The sequence below is a fragment of the Bradyrhizobium sp. UFLA06-06 genome, assembly GCF_054820065.1.
This window is the reverse complement of sequence record NZ_JADFUD010000033.1, coordinates 67,226-86,031: the sequence shown is the minus strand read 5'-3', so window position 1 is coordinate 86,031 and position 18,806 is coordinate 67,226. Positions and strand designations below refer to the sequence as shown.

Here is an 18,806-nt window from a genome sequence, read left to right as displayed (position 1 = left end):
TTTCGAACGGCGGCCGAGGCATCCGCAACCAGGTGGAATCTCACCTCATCAACCCGCTCTCGCGGGCTCTATTCGATAACGGAGCAGGAGCCGGACGCAGATACAGGATCGAAAGCGTCCGCCCTGGTCCATCGACGACGATCGAGCTCGTAAGCGAGCCGTCCCCATGAAAAGAATGGTCAATCTGTCGCGCATCCATTTCCCGGTCACGACCTTGGGGCCCGGCCAACGGATCGGGATCTGGTTTCAAGGCTGTTCGATCCGCTGCCCAGGGTGCATCTCCATGGACACTTGGGTGCACGGACGCGGAACGACGGCCGTAGATGAGGTCGTCGAGGCGGTTTCCCCATGGCTTTCGATGGCCGACGGCATCACGATTTCGGGTGGAGAGCCTTTCGACCAGCGCGAGGCCTTGTTCGATCTCTTGGCGGGCCTGCGAACTCGAACGGACGCCGATATCCTGGTCTTTACCGGGTATTCTTGGGCCACGATCTGCGATGCGCTCGCGGCTTCACCATCGCTCATCGACGCGATCGTTTCCGGACCGTTCAATATCGAAGAGGCGCAGACCATGGCGCTTCGTGGCAGCGACAATCAGGAACTCCATCTATTGACGCCCTTGGGCCGCGCTCGGCTCGAGAGCTTCGACCGCCCCATCGGCGAAAAAGATCGCGCGCTCGACGTGATGTTCGACGATAACGGAGACGTCTGGCTTGCGGGCATTCCCGCGCGCGGCGACTTCCGGCGCCTGCAACATATTCTCGAAGGCAGCGGATCGACGCTTGGAATTTCGGAAGATACCCGTTTCCCCTCTCTTTAGAATTTAATGATGATCAGACTTTGTCCGAACTGCACCACCGAACGTCCCGTCACCGAGATCTTCTGCGAAGGCACGTTGAATGGCCAAACCTGCGGCTGGGACCTCTCGACGGTCGATATCACGCCGCGTAGTGCGACGAGACCGAAGCCGAATCCACCTGTAAATCCCTCTGCGAGCATTCCGATCTGCCGAAACGGTCATCAGGGCTCTCCCGGCGACCTGATCTGCAGCGTCTGCGGCGAGCCGATCATCGAAAGGCAAGAAGCGCCCTCACCGGCGGAACCCATGCCAGGGCCGGAACTCGCGCCCGAGGGCGAAACGATCGTGGACGGCTGGCGCCTGCAGGATCGGATCGCCTCATCCAGCGCAGTCCGCGAACGCTTCGTCGCCACGCGCGACTCGGACGGTCAACGGGGAATACTCACGCTTTACGCTATAGGCGCGGAGCCGGATCAAGCGATCTATGATTTGCTCTTAAAGCTCCCTCGAGATCACGTCCCGGAATTCTTCGCCACCGGTCGCTGGCAAGAGCGCGCCTATGAGGTCGCGGAGGAATTTAGGGGCGGCACGCTGACGGATCTCGCCGTCGATCCCGCGGATCCGGCTGCCGTAGCGAAGCTGGTCGGCGAGCTAGCGCAGGCCGTTCACGCCCTCACTGAAGCTGGATTGCGACACAGGGATCTCCGCCCTTCCGTCATCTTCGTGCGTTCAAGGGACCCGCTTGACCTCGTCATCAGTGGCTTCGGATCGGCACGGCTCTCCGAATTCGACCTCGATATCGTGTCTCCGCTCGAAACCACCCGCTATATGGCGCCCGAGGCGATAGCCGGCGGCGTCGCGCCGGCTTCTGACTGGTGGAGCATGGGGATGATCTTGCTGGAAAAGATCACCCAAGGCGCGTGTTTCGAAGGTATCAACGAGCAGGCCTTTCTGATCCACGTTTTGACCAACGGCGTACACCTGCCCGAAAGTCTGGATGAGCGGATCAACACCTTGCTTCGCGGCTTGTTGGCCCGTGACAGGCGCCAGCGCTGGCAGTGGAAGGAAATTCAGGCGTGGCTGCGCGGAGAGACCATCTCAGCTCCAGCGGCCGACCGAGCGGGCGACACAGAAGGCCACGCCTCGATTTCGCTGGGTGGCAAGCAATATCGATCTGCAAACACGTTCGCATTGGCAGCGGCTGAAGCTGCGAACTGGGACCAAGCCAAGGCCCTCGTCCTCAGAGGCGCGGTTGCAAGTTGGGCTGCCGAAGCCGGCTTCGAAGCGGCGATAGCGGCGGGCCTTCGGCAAATCCTGCGCACCGAAGATCTTCAGGAGGATTTGAAGCTTTCCATCTCTCTTAAGACGCTCAACCCGTCGATGCCTCTGATCGTCAGAGGTAATATCGTCACGCCGGGTTGGCTGCTCGATCACCCGGGCGACGGCTACAGTCTCATCACCGGCCCGGCACCCGATCTGCTCCGGAAGATTGATCCGGACGATTGGCTCTGGCGCCTGAAGGTCCGCTCCGACATGGTTCGAAAGCGGTTGGACCAGCTGGAAATCGCGGTCGACGAAGATGCTCTGCGCGTCCACCTTCTGTCGACCTCTATGGCCCGCCTGGCCGCGCTGTGGGAAGAACGGCGAAAGCTTTTCCCCGACACCGATCACGCCGGCGTGGCCGCGCTCACTGAGCGCCGCATTTCGGCGGAAGAAGATCTCCTCATCCTGCTCAGCGCGACCTCGAACCAGTTCCGCTCGGTTGCCGAGGTCATCGAAGAAGCCGAAAAGGAAGCGTCGGCGGCCGGTCTTAGCGACTTTTCCGCCGAGGAAACGACGACCCTCCTTGGCCGGCCACGTCGCGAGATCTATCAGGCGATCGACGAGCGCATACAGAACTTTGCCAGATGCGGCATCAAGGAAGTCGACGAGTGGGCGGACCAGTTCCGCCTGGACAGACGGATGCCTCTTGGGCGCGCGCTCGCCCTTCTCTGTGTGCCCTCCGAGATGTGGAAGCCGCTTCCAAAGCAAGGCTACGTCTCGACGATCTTGGACTTTTTCGCCAAGCGGATTTCGGGCGGAGTATTGCGCGGGCCGCTGACGCGCATGCTGATTGGCAAATCGGCCAGGATCGACCTCACCGAACTCAATACGTCCAGGGTGCCGGCGAGCGAGATTCTCGATCAGCTGCTTGGCCGCACGAACCGGACCGTGAACCTCGATCCAGCGGCTTTTGCCGATGATGACGGCCTTGAGCGACGATTGCGCTCGTTGCACTCCCACGCGCTGCTCTACAAGCGCGATACCGGCATCGATGGCCTGTATCTGGGATTTCCATTCCTGATCATGCGCGATCATCGGCCGAACGCGAGACCGCGGATTGCGCCGGTGCTGCTGTGGCCGGTGCACGTCAGTCCCGAGGTCGGAAATCGCGGTCATGTCACGTTGGGATACGGACGTGAGAGAAACCCAGACACGGAGATCGAGCACGTTCTCGTCAATCCGGCTCTCGAAGGAATGGTTGGCATCCCGGAGGCGAGACGTTGGCAAGAAGCGGCCAACGAGTTTCTTACCCATGCAAGCTTGTCCGTCCAGGCGGTGATGGACGCCTTCAGCCGATTGGCCCAGCCAGTCGGCAACGAATTGACGGCGCTTCCGGGCAAGGACGTCGAGGTCGCAGCGCAGGAACGTCAACTGGTACCTGCAGCCGTGCTCTTCCATCTGGCTTTCATGGGCCAGGCCGTCATGAAGGATCTCGAGACGCTCCGGGGCCTACCTCCGACAGCGACAGCGCTCGAGGCCGCGCTCCGTTTGAACGAACAGCAGGAGGCGCCTCTTGCATCGCCGCAAGTGAAGGAGGTCGACCGATACTTCACGGCCGACAGCGATCCTTCGCAGGAGGCCGCCGTCTTGGAAGCGCGTCAGGCCCCGGGACTTGTCATCGAAGGACCTCCCGGAACTGGCAAGAGCCAAACCATCGTCAATATGGTCGCAGACGCTATAGGCACGGGAAAATCACTCCTTGTGATCTGTCAGAAGCAAGCCGCTCTCGAAGTCGTGCGCAAGCGTTTGGACAAGGAGCGCCTGAGCGATCGCTTCGTCATGATCACCGACGCCAATCGCGACCGGGAGGCGATCGTGGGTGCAGTCCGTTCGCAGGTCCAGGCGTTGCACAATCTGCTTCCCGGAGTGTCTGCGGCCTGGAAGCGAGAGCGCGAGCGCCTCGCGGCGCGCATCGAGACACTCGAGATGGAGCTGGACCGCCGCCAAATCGCGCTCCATTCCGTCGATGATCGGACCGGATTGTCCTATCGAGCGCTGCTCGGCGAACTGCTCGCGATCGAAGAAGGCAGAGCGAAGCCGATCGAGGCTCCTGAACTCCGGCCTTTGCTGTCGGATCTACATCCCGCAGACGTGGCAACGATCGAGGAGAATTGCGGTCCGCTCGCGAAGTTCTGGCTGTCATCGAAATTCGAAGACAATCCCCTGTCCGCCCTCAAGCCGTTCAATCCCGACCGAGGAACCGCGGCTGCACTCGCCTCGCTTCTGCAAGCATTTTTGCAAGCGGACGCCCGGCGCGAACAGGCCGATGCTGAGACGTCGAACTGCCTGACAATATCGGATGCGGCGGAATTTAGGTCCTGGCTTGTCGAAGCGGGCGAGCTCCGTTCGATCAGCGATTCGGTGTGCGCAAATCTCGCTCGATTGCGGCCGCTGTTTCGCAAGGTCGAGGATGGGGCATCGGAAGCTGCGCGTATTCTCGAGGGCCTATCGGCGATTAAGGAAATCTTCTCATCGCTCAATGGCCCAGCCTACAAGCCGAACTTTTGCTCCAAGCTGATCGCCTTGAATGAGGATGAGCTGCGCTCCGCTGGAGAGCTCGCGGGCCAGGTTCGCCTGCCGGCAAGTGCCCTACAATGGATCAACCCGCTACATTGGCTGCGAACGCGTCGTGTACGCCAGTTTCTTGCGTCGCTGCAACTCCCGCAGGATAACGACGCTATCAGCTCACTGTATTATGCGGTCGAGCTCGAATTGGCCATGCGCCAGCCGAGGCGCGAACTCGAGCACTATTTCACGACCCTGTTCGGGCGAGCCCCCAATCTGGATCTGTCGCCTGGTAAGCTCGCCGATTTCGCCGAGCGCCTTGGCTCGTTCCTCGAGGGTCTGGGGGGCCACAATTCGCTCATCGATCGGTGCCCGAGCCGGCTTGAGCTCGATAAGGCGCTCTCGGCCGGAAACACCGAAGAGCTCGGATCGTTCTTTGAGCGGGCTGATCTCGCGCTCAAAAGGCATGACATAAGAGAGCAGAGCCGCGCCGCTTTGGACCGGCTTAGGACATATTTCGACGAACTGTGGCTCGGATCGAGACGCTCGGCGATCGAGAATGGTCGCTCCAATACGAATGCCATTGACCAGATCGTGCAGGCTCTGCCGATGCTAAGCAGTTACCAGGAATATCGACTTCGATCTTCGCGGCTTGGTGACAAGGAGCGTGCCATCTTCGCAACACTCAGGTCCACGGAGTCCGAGCTGTCGAAACTGGCTTCCGAAGATCTCGACGGCTGCGTTCGCGCCACCATACGCCGCGAGGCGCATTTGGCATGGAAGGCCGGTATGGAGGGTGCGAGTCCTGACGTGTTGTTCGATGGCGATGAGGTCGAAGCCAAGGTCAAATCGCTTGCGGAAGCCGACGCGCAGATCCGGCAATACAACAGGGACCTTCTCGTCCAAGGTATCGACGCCAGCAAAGTGCGTGCGACGGTCGAGTGGGATGCGATTACCAAGCTGCGCGGCCCGCGAGCACTAAGATTGCGCGAATTCATCGATCGCGCCGCTCCGCTCGGTCTGTTCGCGCTCCGCCCCGTCTGGCTCATGACACCCGATGTCGCCAGCCGCGTGCTGCAACCTCGCGCCGGATTGTTCGATACCGTCATCTTTGACGAGGCTTCGCAGATGCCCGTTGAATATGCCTTGCCCTCTTTATTCCGAAGCAGGCTTGTTGTCGTCAGCGGCGACGAAAAGCAGATGCCGCCGACCTCATTCTTTGCGAGCAAGGTCGAGAACGACGAAGCGGCGATATTCGACGGTGAAGAACCAGAAGAAGGAGCGAGCGAGGAGGAGCGCGAGGCCTTCGCAGAGACATGGAACCGCCGAGAGATCAAGGATTGTCCCGACCTCCTCCAACTCGCCCGCTCCGCACTCCGCACCCGTACTTTGCAGGTGCACTATCGTTCGAAGTATCGGGAACTGATTTCATTCTCGAACGCCTCATTCTACAGCAACGGTCTTAGCGTCCCCGTTCGCCATCCCGAAGAAACAATCCGTAGACTCAAACCAATCGAAGTGGTGCGCTCGGACGGCACTTACAAGGCCCAGACGAACCAAAAGGAAGCCAGCGATGTCGTGGCATACCTATCCGAGCTTTGGGAGGATTCATCGCCGCCGTCGGTCGGTGTCGTCACGTTCAACCGCAAGCAGGCCGACGCCATAGAAGATGCTCTGGAAGACCGCGCCGAAAACGATGCAGCATTCCGTGAGGCACTGATGCGCGAGCGCGAACGTATGGAGCATGGCGAGGATATGGGCTTTTTCGTTAAGAACGTGGAGAACGTACAAGGCGATGAGCGTGACATCATCGTTTTCTCTACGACCTTCGGCCGCAACGAGCACGGCGTCTTCCGCAAGAGCTTCGGCGCGCTCGGACACGCAGGCGGCGAGCGCCGCCTGAACGTCGCGGTGACGCGCGCAAGAGAAAAGGTGGTCATCGCCACATCGATGCCGACGGTTGAGATATCGGACCTGCTGACGAGACGGAGCGGTCCCAGGGTGCCGCGCGACTATCTGCAAGGCTACCTTGAATATGCCAGGACCGTCTCCGACGGCCTTGCAGACTCCGGCAAGACTCTGTTGGAGCGGATGGTCACCCAACAGCGTCCCCACAACGAAGCCGGACATCACGAGGACGACGGCTTCACCAGGTCCGTCGAAGCCTTCCTGGAGGCGAATGGCTACAAGGCCAGCCGGGCTCGCGATGGCGGCGCATTCAGCCTTGATTTCGCCGTAACCGATCCGCGGACCGGCCTCTACGCGATCGGCGTCGAATGCGACGCGCCGCGACATCGATTGCTTCAGAGAGCGCGTGCTCGTGAGATCTGGCGTCCGAAGGTATTAGGGAGGGCCGTCCCATACGTTCACAGAGTTTCGTCATATGCTTGGACTCATGCGGGAGACGCCGAACGCCTGCGGCTCAAGAACGCTGTAGAATACGCGCTCCGTGGGGGAGGATTACAATGAGCGGGCCCAAAGCATTCAGGATCGTTACCCGAGCCGAGATCATCGCCATCTGTCGTCGCAACCTGGCGCGGCTCGACGCCGCGGTCGAAAGCTGGACCTCCGCGGGTAGACGCAACGGGACGATTGAGCAGAACGATATCGAAAAGGTCATAGCCCGGCGAGACGAGCTTCGCCGCCTACTCGACGCCGATCGTTTCGTCGAACTACAGAAGCAGGTCGCAGCTGAGATCGGCTTCCTTCAGGTGGACTCCGAGCGCCGCGTCGAAAGAGCTGCTGAAATAGCGGCGCGCTCGAAGCGTGATTTGAGACGCTCGAGAGCGGCAGCCGAGGCGCTGCTGCAGAGGCTGCAGGCTCTGAAAGTCGAGATTCCCGCCGACATTCGAAGCGAGCTCAGTGGTTCGAGTGCATCTTCCGAGCGCCTGGAAGCGGCTATGGCAAGAGCGTTGTTGCTGCTGCCTTCTCAGGCGGCGCCGGATACCGCGACAGACCGCCAACGCGAGCTTGCCAGTCAGCTTGGCGCCGGCGAACGTCGTGATACGTTGCGAGAATGGATTTCTCGACAACCTGAGGAGATGGAGGATCCCGCTTTGGCGCGCGTCGATGCGGTCCTGGGCGAGTTGCGCGGCCTTGGCATCGATTCTTCCCCGTTCGCAGACCGTGTCGCGCTCCTGGAAGCAGAGCCGCCGACGAGAAGACCGCTTGTCGCGGATAGCCTTTTGCTGGACCTGGCAGCGGCCGTGAAGGATGGCCGCGCCCGTGCGAAACTAGCAGACGAGCTTCGTGCGCGACGCGCCGAACTTTCTGTGATGAAGTCACCGCAGGCGGCCTCGCTGCTGAGCGAAATCGACCAGACCCTCACCTCGCCAGCTAGCAGCAACGGGCAAGAACTCGTCAAGCGCGCAGACTTTCTCATCGAGGAAGAATTCAAGGCGATGGCCGCCGAGGAACGCAGGCGTGCGGTGCTCGAAGGTCTTGCCAGCCTGGGATACGAGGTATCGGAGGGAATGGCGACCGCCTGGGTCCAGAACGGCCAGATCGTCCTGCGTAAGGCGGCCAATGCTGGCTACGGGGTAGAACTGTTGGGCGGATCGAGATCTGATCTCCTCCAGGTCCGAGTCGTCGGTATCGGCAGTTCGGCCGAAGTTCACGATGAGAATCGTGACCGCGACATGGAAACGATCTGGTGCGGCGAGTTCGATCGACTGAGGACGTTGGTCGCGAAAGCCGGCGGGAACGTTGCGATGGAATTCGCAAGGCCGGCCGGTCAATTCCCCCTGAAGATCGTCTCTGATCCGGGTGCAAGCCACGAAGCGGCTGATGCCGAAAGATTATATCGAGCACGACCACTCAACCGTCACAATTAAGAATCTGTAAGAAACCAGCCGCAGCCTAAAGGAAATAATCTTGTAGATACCGGCGACGATCACACGGCCCGAAGTATCTCTTTCGCGCGGTCGAGAGCTTCTGCGGCAACTCCTTGATAGCTATCCCTTATAATTAGACTTTCTATTGCGTCGCGCACAAATTCGGGATTTGGCTTATCGATCTGAACGACGGTTTCGATCACGTTCGGTCGACATGCGCGGATCAGGGCAGCGGAATGACCATCGCTTGCGGCAGCGATATCGAAGATATCATGCTGCCAACGGATAATGCTCACCGGAATAGCAGGAAAAGGCTTTTTGCAGAAGCAGCAAGCTCCGCATCGCTGATGCCGAACTGATGTGCGAACTCTTTTCCGCATGGACGGCTCAACTTTCCGCCGAAGAAAGCTGCCATGTGTCCGGGCACAGTCTTAGCGGCAGCCGGAAAGACAAGAAACGATCGCCTGCGCGTCCAGCTGTTTGCTGTGAGGCGCATTGATAGTGGGCAGAACGATAGCCGCGGTCTTCATATGTGATCCTTACACCCCCGAGAGCGGACGTCGGGAATCCACCGGCCGGGGTGTAATGCCGAATCCAACGGAGCCCTGACATCCACAAGAGCAATTGCCCATCAACAACAAGAGCATTAATTGAGGTCAATTCGAGTCCAACTATATGCATCCAAGAATCGTTGACCCCAATCGTCAGGGTTCGCGCTGTTCTGCTTGGCTTTCAAGCTTTTGAATGGCCTCACGCCGAAACAATGGCGGCAGCGAAATTGGCTGCGGTCACTCAAACCGAAATGGTGTTTCGCAGGGTGGCTGAACTCAAGCAACACATGCCATCGACAGAGCGCACGGGATCGTCACGTTAACGCTCAAATTCCTCGGTCGAGCGCGTTTTTCGACGAATTTCACCAGCGTCGTTGTGCGAGGTAGAGGCCATCTTAAATCGATGAAGCTGGCGCGTACCTTGGAAGACATTTGGAAGCCATCATCGGGACCGGGCGACGCAGTTTGCGGCGACGAGCGCGGTATACGGGGAACACGGCTGGCGGGGCGTCTTGTGCCAGCGCGCCACACTTGGCGGATCGAGGCTGGTTGCAACAATGCACGCAGACCTGACGTCAAACAGCAGATCAGTTTTCAGGTGATGCCGCGTGACTGCTGGCGGCGCGCAGCTGTAGCTTGCACTTCACTCGCTTCGGCGCCCGCTCCTGGCGATCCACGCCGCCTACCGTGTCGGTAACCCTCGCAACTCTTTCCGGGAGCAATGGGATCTGTGTTGATCGCCGCGCGCCGCACGTTTGCATTGGTCAATTTCGAGCGCTGCCGCGGCATCGCTGGCGGCGGCGATCCCTTGCGTTCGCTCGCGCGCCTCACGGGACTACGACTGCGTCTGCCCGCATACCAATTACAGAATACCAATTGCGAATATCAACTTTTGATTGATACAATTACACTCAACCACCGACAAATGAGGAAATTATGTCAAGGGTTGCTGCCTACCACACGGATTCGCTCGAATATCCGCCATCTCATCGCAACGTCTATCACGACCACGACAACTGCCCGGCCGGAAAACAGATCAAGCAATGGCACCGCAAAGCCGGTCAAGGTAATAGGCCGCGTTGCGATGATTGCAAGAAGCTCGGCTAAGTCGCGAATTTTCCACGCAGCACAGACTATGGATCAATGCCGAGCCAAAGGATCGGTAGGTAGATGATTCTGCGCGGCGGCGCATGTCGCCGCGCCTTTCTACCGCATGACTGTCGAAGGCGACCATAGCAAATCATCCCGTACACCCTGTACGCCTCCGCCTGCAGCAGCAGCAACGACACGTCTACGGACCAAGTCACCGCGCCACATAATATCAGTCCGCCACTCGAGCGCCAGAAAACTCGCCGTCAACGCGCACGAAATCACCTCGATCACAATTTTGCATCGGATCGCGCCACTCGCCGACACATGTGCTAACGTACAGCGTAGCGACAGATGGCGATGACACCCGCTTTGTCAAACGCCATCCGGAACTGCCCCCGTCATGGAGAACCACCCGCATTCTCGGGCTCATGATGTTGGTTGCAGATTTGCTCCGCCGCGAACGTGATAGAGAGTGGCGGAGCCGAACAGACTGCGTCAGCAGCGGGCACCTCGATGAGGCCGCTCTTTTGGTTGGTGCGGAGCCGGTAGCTGCCGCTGCGGATGGTCAGCACGTAGTTGTGGTGCAAGAGCCGGTCGAGGTGACCTTGCCCCCAAGTTTTATCCAGTCCTGAGTTCGTCCCGGCTGTTGGATTTGCCCGGTTGGGCGGTGGTAGCGACGGAGCTGGCGCGGGGCCCTCGACACAGCGCAGCGCCAGATCCCGGCGCGGGATGGCAGGTGATAGCGAACTCGGATGGCGTCTGCCATCCGATCCGCGAGTGTGGCCGTGCATCGTTGTAATCGGCGCGCCAGCATCTGAGCGCGACGCGGGCCTGGGCCAGCGAGGTAAATAGCGTCTCTTCAACAGTTCATCCCGCAGCCGGCCTTTGAAGCTCTCAATAAAGGCATTCTGCATGGGCTAGAAGTCAGGTGACGTTATGCTCCAAGGAGGAGTTGGTTTCAGGAGCGACGGCCAGCATCCGCTCGGGACTAAAATGGGAGGATCTCTTCGCTAAAGTCTGATCGATGGCTTCCCAAGCGGCCCTAGAGATCACGAACATCACCGGGCCGTGAGCTCGCTCGGTTTGCGAACTGATCGCGCCTCTCAAAATCCGATCGCGCCGTGTGGTTCAGGCATTGCGGATTTCAGCTGGCACCTCATTGGCACTTACCTCATGGCAGTTACCGTACGTGCAATCTGAACGAAGGGAGCATTCCAGCCACGACCCATCAGCCTGCCTTAGCCATTTGAGCGGCGGCTTATTACAACGCGCAACTCGGTCAGCGATAGCGTTCGTCGCTGGATCATCCGACAGAGTTGCGAACAGAACATTCGCGCCAGCCTTCGTTCCGCCCTTCGCAGGGCGCCTTTTCGTCTTCTTGGTCATCATTGTCCTCCACTCGAACAACCTTTAGAGAATCTATTGCCCCAGGGCGCTCTTGAAGCCGGTCGTAATGCCGCTGGTCAGCTGCGAAGCAATATGCGTACTTTCGCCGATTGGGATGAGGAAGTTTCCGCTCTGCGTTTTGTCGAGCGGCGCGAAGGTAACCACGAGGTCATGCTTGCGATTGCGCAAGGCGGACAGCAAGTTGCCACTTTGATTGAATGTTGCTCTCACGAGCTTCCATGCAGGAGTAATGCTTCCGCTAGTATCGATTTCGAAAGTTACTTGATGCGAAAGCACATTTTGCTTCGCGACGCTTGTGATTTGCCCTGTCGCGACGCCGTTGACCATAGCGTCGAGCCATTCCGCCAGTTTCAAGTCGCTCTGAATCAGTAATGAGTCGGTCGGCGCCGCGGTGTCACGCTCACACCTTCCGTTTGGCCCAAGATAGAGCTCGCTTACTTTGTAATAGAAATTTACCTTATCCACGCGAGTTGCGTCTGCTGATCCATTGAATGATCCGCTCAACGTGAAGATTGACGAAGGTGGCGAGGGAGGAAACCAAACAGCCGTCGGATTAGCCGTGGACTTCTCTTCAAGCTGGATAGTGAGGGCCACTTGAGCTCCCCACTTACGCAAGAATAGAGCATCGGACGAACCGGCTCTTGCATTGATAACTCTGGTAACTGCATCCTCAAGTTCGCAATGAACGCTTCGAACGATTGCCTGCACCAAAGCATTGTTGGAGGCGTATGATCCACCATTAGGAAAATCGCGAATTTCTGGGACGCGCAACCCACATCCTGCAAGCGCACAACCAGCGACAAGTGCGATCAAATTGATTCCCGGCCTCAACATGCCAAATCCCCGGGTTCAAAAATTAGCTGCGCAGGTTTCTAGAGGAGCGAGGGTCCCTCCGGTCAACCTGACCAAAATTGGTTGTTATCGAACGCCATTCGACCTGAGAGTGCAACTCGCAAAAGTAAACCTTCACGATTTGGTGCAACCCCTGTTGCGTGCCCGACACAGCACCGCGCGTTGCGCACAAAGCGGATGTTGAAACAATCAGTGCGCCTAGGATCGAATGGCTACTCGCGGATTCGTTGATGGTCGCAAGCGCTTGTCGGGGAACTGCATCACGGACGCTCGGCGACAGCCGTTTCTTGCTTTTCGAACCCATTATGTCCGCCCTTGCACTTGCCTAACTTCCCACCGCTTCAGAGCGGCGTTTGTGAAGGCGGCACTCGATGCCTTGCTGCATCCCTCGACAGTGGCGCGGCAAAAGCAGTCCGTTGTGGCAGGTTCCGAGCGTGAAGTCGGCGAGTTTATCGCGCAAGTGCACCCCTTCTCCACAAGAGCGAATGGCAGGCTGCGCGTCTTTTGAAGGTCGCTCTGTGATATAGGGGCGCTCTCCTGTCCCAAATGCCATTGACGAGGTGCGAAGCCGTGGGTGCGAATATTTCAAGGCAACCTGCTTGCGTTGATTCGCGAGCCTTGAACTTCTCTCTAAGGAAATCGGCCCATGGCTAGATGCACAGCACCGGTACGAGGTCATCGCACAGCAAGCGCGGCAGCAGAGTGCCCTGCATGTAGTGGCCGCTATCGCGGCTTCAGTTACCCGTCGTATTCCCCGCCCTCCACTCCGACTTACACCCCGTCCTACCCCTCGCCGGGAGGCAGCGGCAGCGGCCGAAGCAGCAGCGGCGGCGGCGGGTCCGGCAGCCGCGTACGAGCGAGATGGTCGCGCCCCGGTTCGTCCGTGTTGTACACGCCCGCCGAAGTGCGGGCACTCACGCCCATCCGCGAGAACGTCGAGAAACAAGCGTCCCTTGACCGTCGGGACGTCTTTCTCTGCCATGCGTGGGACGACCGGCAGGGTGCTGCCAAGGAACTGCACGATTTGCTCGAAGCGCGCGGTGTCAAGGTCTGGTTCAGCGAGAAGGACGTAGACCTCGGCGTGCCGTTGCTCCGCGCCATCGACAAGGGCTTGGCGAATTCGCGGATTGGGATCGTGCTGGTCACCCCCGCGCTGCTGTTCCGCCTCCCAAAAGAAGGCATCGCCGACAAAGAACTTTCGGCGCTCCTCGCTGGTGAGCGTCTCGTTCCCGTCGTGCACCAGACGACGTATGAAGCTCTCCGCGAGGTTAGCCCTCTGCTCGCTTCGAGAACCGGCCTAGACACCGCAGAAGCACCTATGGCGGACGTCGCTGCCAAGCTCGCCGAGGTCGTCCTATTGCCCTGATGGCCGCTCCACGCACAAGCGTTCCGGGCGCTGCCGCGCGAGTCATGCCACAGGCAAAGACGTCTCGTCGACGTGCACACTACTTTTGGCTATCCGGAGACCCACGGACGTGCTCTCCACCAGTAGTTGCGCTTAGTAACGGACGGGCTGGGGAGGCTTTTTAATGAGGAATTTGGGAATAGTGGCGCTCGCCGCCACCTTAGATGGTTGTGCGTCGTCGGCTGCCGATATCACGCCGAACTACGTTTCACCTGTGATGTATCAGTCCTACACCCGCCAACAGCTCGCCCTGGAGGCGCAGGGCGTATCTGCGCGCGCAGCTGCCCTCTCGGGTGCTCAGGACAGTCAGCGCACAAAGGATACAATAGCGACGACAGCCGCAGTCATCGTTTTCTGGCCGGCAGCGTTCCTAGTTGGCCGTGACAAGCAGACCGCAGCCGAGCTCGGTCAGATGAAGGATCAGATGGTCGCAATCGAACAAGCCTCGATCGCTAAGAAGTGCAATATCCAGTTTCAGAATAAGCCGCCGCCGGGAACAACCTAACGCAGTCCGTTTTTTCGACACCCCACGCGGAGCACCCGCCGAGTTGAACGCCGCGCCATGACCATCCCGCTCATCTCCGCCATTTCCCTATTGCTTTGTGTTGCGGGCCCGGCAGCCGCCGAATGCGGAGAACGGGGCGGCCCCGGTTATCGTGGCCCGAATGGCAAATGCGTCGGATGGGCTGAGATAGGCCGCATATGCGGCAATCCGCCCGCAACTCGATGTAGGCCTGAGGCAGTTGCGCCGCACGCAACTGATGCAGCCGGCCACGGTGCGAAGATTGAAGAGCTGCGCCAGCCGCAGAAGAAGTAACGGGCTCCCGCGCCACCAAGTAGCAGAAGGGCTACCGGGGGTCTGCCTGGCGTTGGACTTAGATTTGGTGATTTTGATCAGCGTCCTCCGGGTTAGAGCCGAGCCAGTGTCCTGAGCAGTTGCTCGGCTTGTTTTTCAATGACATCTAAATTCATGCCCTCGAGAACACACGACGTAAAAATTGGGGCGCGCATGCCCGCCTATAGAGAGCAAGGCGGTTAGGGTGCCGCATGATCCGAGATGCATCACAAATGAACCCATTGAGTTGATCTGTAGCTTAGCCGAGCAAATGTGGAGGGTAGTATGGCCCTGCACTTCAGCCGCGTCGACACCGGCGATCTGAAGCTATGGATCGCAAGCAGTGACGACTATTCATTCGTTATCAGCGACGAGAGCCGAAGCGGACCTGGCTTGCGTGGAGAACCCGGCTTTGTTGCGTCATATCGGCCAGACTTTCTGAATAAGCCCGCGGCTCAGGTGCCCGGATCGCCCTTCGGAGCATTTGCTGAAGCCGAACGTGCCTGCAATGCGTTCCTCGGCCACCCAATTATGGAGGGATGACGACCCGAGGCCGGTCGAGTGCGGTCCAAAAAGCCGCGTAGTGCATGCGTACGAAAAGCCTGCGATCGGACCGCTAAAGCATGATCCGGAAAAGTGCGAAGCGGTTTTCCGAAAAGATCACGCTCAAACAAAGAGCTAAAGCGCGATGACGATTCAACCTAATCACATCGCGCTTTAGAGGCGCGCCCCCTCGCTCAGCGCTTCTTGACTGCCGGTGATGAAGGGGATCAATCGGATCCGCTGACTGTTTGAAGAGCAGCCGAGCAGGAAAGCGGCGCGGACAGGCCCGGGAAAGCCAAAAAAGAGCAAAGTAAGGCAGGATTACTGATTGAAGCTGGCGCCCCTCGGCGCATAGTCACGCAATGATCGAGCAACGACCAGCTTTCATGGCTTGTAAAAACCCCGGCTCCGGCTGGAGGATCGATATTCTGTGGGCCGACGGCGAAACTGAAGTCATCAAGGGGTTTGTCACGGAGCATGACGCGACAAAGTGGATTTCTGAGCATTCGCTGACGTGCCAACAAAACACGAGCCAACAGCGCTAGCGGTGCGGCCAAGTTTCTGAGCGATCTCGCGCTGCGCGAGTTCAGCTTCGCGGATCATTTGTAGCAGGCGCTGTTCTTCCTCTTCTGCCACAATTGGCAAGACGTTCTCCGAATTGTTTGGTTCTGGAAATGCCTACGCCGCTGACTCGACGAAGGGAGGCAGAGCCGAGCGGACGGCCTCAGCGGCGGGCGCCCCGATGAGGCCCCTCTTTCGCTTGGCGCAGAGCGAGCAGCTGTTGCAGCGGATAATGATCCTGTAGCTGTGGTGCAAGAGCCGGTCCAGAGTCGACGGCAACCTCGGATCAGCGAACACGGTGCCTCCTTCGGCAACGCTAGCATGGCGCCGATTTCGTGGCGACGGCCGACCAGCTGGAAGAACAGATGCGCCGCGTCGGGCTCTGGCTTCACTCAAGTAAGTCAGTGACCTGGAGATTGACCGGCGTAATTCAGCGCGCAGCATTTGATGCCTTCTTAAACCTATCAATGATATCAGAACGTTCCCGCTCCATCGTCGCCAGTACAAGCATTTGGATGGGTCTTCCGCAGCGACGAGACAAGCGGCAGCCCGCCACGACCTCCTGGAGATCCTCGAGGATCGCTACCGCCGCCGCTCCACCATCGTGACCGGCGAGCTTCCCGTCGATCAATGGCACGCACTGATCGGCGAGCCGATGACTTCATGATGCCTCCTTCTTCGAACGCTTGGTGCGTCGCACCCGCTTGCGAAGCTGACTGATTTGTTCGTCTGAGAGCTCGATCTGCCATGGCTGGCCTTTGGCTAACTGACGACCTGCCAGCAATCCGCGCGCAAGATAATCGAAGATTGTTTGCGGGGTTACTCCAAGCTCAGGCCGCCGCGCCCTGAATCGAGAAGCTACCGTCGGGCCAGCGCATCGGATTCTTGTCCACGCCATTGATTTTGACGGTTGGAATGCCCCAGCGGGAACGCAGTACCCAGACGTTCTCGCCTTTGAAGGCGCAGCCTCGGGCCGCGACGAAGCCTTCCTGATTGAGTATTGCCGCGATCTCGGCATCCATTTTGTGTTCAGCATTCAACTCGACGATCCGTTGCCGCAACCGATCAATGTCGATGTAATTGCGGTAGGTGTGAACCCGCCGTTGAACGCGATGCTCGCTGGTTGCGCCGGTCTGCCAGACGATCTTGAGCCACACCTGACCTCGGGTCCGCTTCTGATCAAGAACGACTTCGCGGATGACAAATCGCAGAATGCGCTTGCGATCGGCTGCCGACGTGGTGGCCGCGTTCCAAATCCGCGGCAGGTTCTCCCCGAGCGCTTGTAGCCCTGCGCGTTCCGCCGGGCCAATCAGAAGCGGCTCTTGCGCTCGCCAACGCGCATGCTGCTGCTCGACCGCCTCGACGACACGCAGCTTCTCTTCCCAAGCCCGCTCAAGTGAGCGCGCCACAAGACGGTTCTCAGGCTCTACCGCGTCATACTGACGTCGAGCGCGCTCGGCGTCGTAGCGGGCGCGCTCCACGCGAAGCGCCCACTGGCGCTCGAGCTGACGGCTCTCCTGCTCCAGTTGGCCCGCCGCCGCGAGTGCGATCTCAATCTGATCCGGCACCAGGGCGTCGAGGACCACCCGCTCGACCAAGGCGTCAACGGCCAAGGCCCGGACTTCCTGGCACAGAGCACTGCCTTGCTGGTCCCGATCCGACCGGCAGCAATAGACCGGATAGTCAGCATTCGGGCCCGTGTAACGCATGCTCATGCGCCGTCCACAACGGCCGCAGATCGCAATTCCTTGTAACAGGGCTGCCCCCTTGCGCGGTACGCCAGCGTGTCCTGCCTCATAGCGGAAGACGTTATCTGCCAGTCGCCCCTGGTTGGCCATGAACTCCTCCCAGCTGATATAGCCTGGGTGAGCGGCGTGCAGGCAAACCGCCCAATCCGCGATCGCCACCTTGACCGTTCCCGTCAGCGATCCCGGCCGGCATCGGCTCGGATCTTTTTGCCGGCGGCCATAAACATACGCCCCAGCATAAGCCGGATTTTGAAGGATACTAAGGACGCGTGCACTATCTGGCGCACGCCAGACGATCTCGTGTGGAGATGGCCCAAGCAGCGGTCGAACCGGCAAGGACAATCCGTTCCTGCCCAGGTAACGCATCACGCGGCGAGCGCTTTGCAGTTCCCGGAATTTGGCAAACACGAGATGAAGACGGGCCTGCACCTCCTCGTCGGGATTGAGAACAATTGTGCCCACTCGATCGTAGACGAGCCCGGCTGGTAGCGGCAGCCGCAGTTCACCCCGCGCCGCCTTCTGGCGTTCCCCTTGGTGCAGGCGCATCCGAAGCTGATGCAACTCCGCCTCGCTCATGATGCCGGACAAGCCCAACAGCAGGCGGTCGTGGTAGGCGCGCGGATCGTAAAGCCGCTCACCATCCGCAATGAGCACGCCGAATACCGAACACAGTTCGAGAAGCTGATGCCAGTCCCGGTTATTGCGGGCCAAGCGAGAAGCGTCGAGACTCACCACAAGACCGGCGTTGCCAAGGCCGATCTCGGCAATGAGCTTCTGGAAACCATGACGATCCACGCCGCCAGCACCGGATTTGCCGAGATCCTCGTCAATGACCTGGACACGCTCCGGCGGCCAGCCCAGACCGATGGCGCGATCGACAAGGCGGTACTGTAGCTCGGTGCTCTCCTGATGCTGGCGCACCTGGTTCACGGATGACTGCCGCACGTAGACATAGGCCAACTTGGCTCGGTGTGCGGTCGTGAGCCGCTCGTCAGCGATGTTCGAGCTGATCAGCACGACCCAGTCCCCTTCCGGGCGTGCCGGGGATCGCTCGCATTCGCCGCATCAGCGCGGCGATCGTTTGAGCAATCTGGGTTTGCGTCGCGGTCGATAGATTCGGCCACAGGCGCGGAATGCCAGCCGTCGGATGACGGGGTGGATTTGCTAACGTCGGCAGGGGTCGATACGCAACGCGACCTGGAAGCGGTCGGTGGGTCATCGCGAATCACCTTCTCGTCGAGAAAGCTCAGACTCGCGCTCAAATGTTGCATCAATGGGATCAGCGTACGTGCACTGACGCGCGGCAGATCGGCCGCGTCCGGGCGGGAAGTGATCGCCGTCTCGGCAAGGTC

At 59.5% G+C, this 18,806-nt stretch carries 10 protein-coding genes and 3 pseudogenes; 7 read left to right on the top strand and 6 right to left on the bottom strand.

Annotation, left to right across the window (positions count from 1 at the left end; all coding sequences use genetic code 11):
* Positions 1–166 precede the first annotated feature (166 nt).
* The 3 genes from IF803_RS26000 to IF803_RS25990 are packed head-to-tail and all read left to right on the top strand — an operon-like array spanning position 167 to position 8,460.
* Positions 167–820, top strand: a complete 654-nt coding sequence (locus IF803_RS26000; RefSeq protein WP_168857690.1) for a 4Fe-4S single cluster domain-containing protein — start codon at positions 167–169, stop codon at positions 818–820.
* 6 nt (positions 821–826) lie between these two features.
* Positions 827–7,096, top strand: coding sequence for an AAA domain-containing protein (locus IF803_RS25995; protein WP_461193959.1), 6,270 nt, complete (start codon positions 827–829; stop codon positions 7,094–7,096).
* Positions 7,093–8,460 carry a hypothetical protein gene (locus tag IF803_RS25990; RefSeq protein ID WP_018270052.1) on the top strand — a complete coding sequence of 456 codons (1,368 nt, stop codon included), beginning with the start codon at positions 7,093–7,095 and terminating at the stop codon, positions 8,458–8,460. Before IF803_RS25995 ends, IF803_RS25990 begins: the two co-directional genes overlap by 4 nt.
* A gap of 59 nt (positions 8,461–8,519) precedes the next feature.
* Here the strand turns inward: IF803_RS25990 and IF803_RS25985 are convergent, their stop codons facing one another.
* The 3 genes and pseudogenes from IF803_RS25985 to IF803_RS25975 all read right to left on the bottom strand — a co-directional run bounded on the left by IF803_RS25985 (position 8,520) and on the right by IF803_RS25975 (position 12,323).
* Positions 8,520–8,756: a hypothetical protein gene (locus IF803_RS25985; protein ID WP_155258909.1), complete on the bottom strand. Its 237-nt coding sequence runs from the start codon at positions 8,754–8,756 to the stop codon at positions 8,520–8,522.
* Between the two features lie 1,965 nt (positions 8,757–10,721).
* Positions 10,722–11,020, bottom strand: a pseudogene (locus tag IF803_RS25980) (integrase core domain-containing protein); the annotation flags it as partial.
* A gap of 502 nt (positions 11,021–11,522) precedes the next feature.
* Positions 11,523–12,323, bottom strand: a complete 801-nt coding sequence (locus tag IF803_RS25975) for a hypothetical protein (RefSeq protein WP_233475652.1) — start codon at positions 12,321–12,323, stop codon at positions 11,523–11,525.
* Between the two features lie 925 nt (positions 12,324–13,248).
* Between IF803_RS25975 and IF803_RS25970 the strand changes: the two genes are divergently transcribed.
* The 3 genes from IF803_RS25970 (at position 13,249) to IF803_RS25960 (ending at position 15,145) form a co-directional block, all read left to right on the top strand.
* On the top strand, positions 13,249–13,728 hold the full coding sequence (locus tag IF803_RS25970) for a toll/interleukin-1 receptor domain-containing protein (RefSeq protein ID WP_461193957.1): 480 nt from the start codon (positions 13,249–13,251) through the stop codon (positions 13,726–13,728).
* Positions 13,729–13,891: 163 nt separating this feature from the next.
* Positions 13,892–14,272: a hypothetical protein gene (locus IF803_RS25965; protein ID WP_018270047.1), complete on the top strand. Its 381-nt coding sequence runs from the start codon at positions 13,892–13,894 to the stop codon at positions 14,270–14,272.
* Between the two features lie 615 nt (positions 14,273–14,887).
* Positions 14,888–15,145 (top strand): hypothetical protein, encoded by a 258-nt coding sequence (locus IF803_RS25960; RefSeq protein ID WP_080586171.1) that lies wholly within the window; start codon positions 14,888–14,890, stop codon positions 15,143–15,145.
* Positions 15,146–15,613: 468 nt separating this feature from the next.
* On the opposite strand, the gene IF803_RS25955 is transcribed toward IF803_RS25960, so the two are convergent.
* Together IF803_RS25955 and IF803_RS25950 are read right to left on the bottom strand one after the other, a co-directional pair.
* Positions 15,614–15,790: a hypothetical protein gene (locus tag IF803_RS25955; RefSeq protein WP_155258911.1), complete on the bottom strand. Its 177-nt coding sequence runs from the start codon at positions 15,788–15,790 to the stop codon at positions 15,614–15,616.
* Positions 15,791–16,154: 364 nt separating this feature from the next.
* Positions 16,155–16,232 (bottom strand): annotated as a pseudogene (locus tag IF803_RS25950) (ArsR family transcriptional regulator); the annotation flags it as partial.
* A gap of 21 nt (positions 16,233–16,253) precedes the next feature.
* Here IF803_RS25950 and IF803_RS25945 point away from each other — a divergent pair.
* Positions 16,254–16,361 (top strand): annotated as a pseudogene (locus IF803_RS25945) (ATP-binding protein); the annotation flags it as partial.
* Positions 16,362–16,536: 175 nt separating this feature from the next.
* On the opposite strand, the gene IF803_RS25940 reads toward IF803_RS25945, so the two are convergent.
* Complete coding sequence (locus IF803_RS25940) at positions 16,537–18,471, bottom strand: recombinase family protein (protein WP_461193955.1); 1,935 nt, start codon at positions 18,469–18,471, stop codon at positions 16,537–16,539.
* Between the last annotated feature and the right edge of the window lie 335 nt (positions 18,472–18,806).

Bases quoted from the DNA above. Each gene is read 5' to 3' on its own strand.
- IF803_RS25965 (WP_018270047.1), top strand. From the start codon at position 13,892: ATGAGGAATTTGGGAATAGTGGCGCTCGCCGCCACCTTAGATGGTTGT.
- IF803_RS25960 (WP_080586171.1), top strand. From the start codon at position 14,888: ATGGCCCTGCACTTCAGCCGCGTCGACACCGGCGATCTGAAGCTATGG.
- IF803_RS25990 (WP_018270052.1), top strand. From the start codon at position 7,093: ATGAGCGGGCCCAAAGCATTCAGGATCGTTACCCGAGCCGAGATCATC.
- IF803_RS26000 (WP_168857690.1), top strand. From the start codon at position 167: ATGAAAAGAATGGTCAATCTGTCGCGCATCCATTTCCCGGTCACGACC.
- IF803_RS25995 (WP_461193959.1), top strand. From the start codon at position 827: ATGATGATCAGACTTTGTCCGAACTGCACCACCGAACGTCCCGTCACC.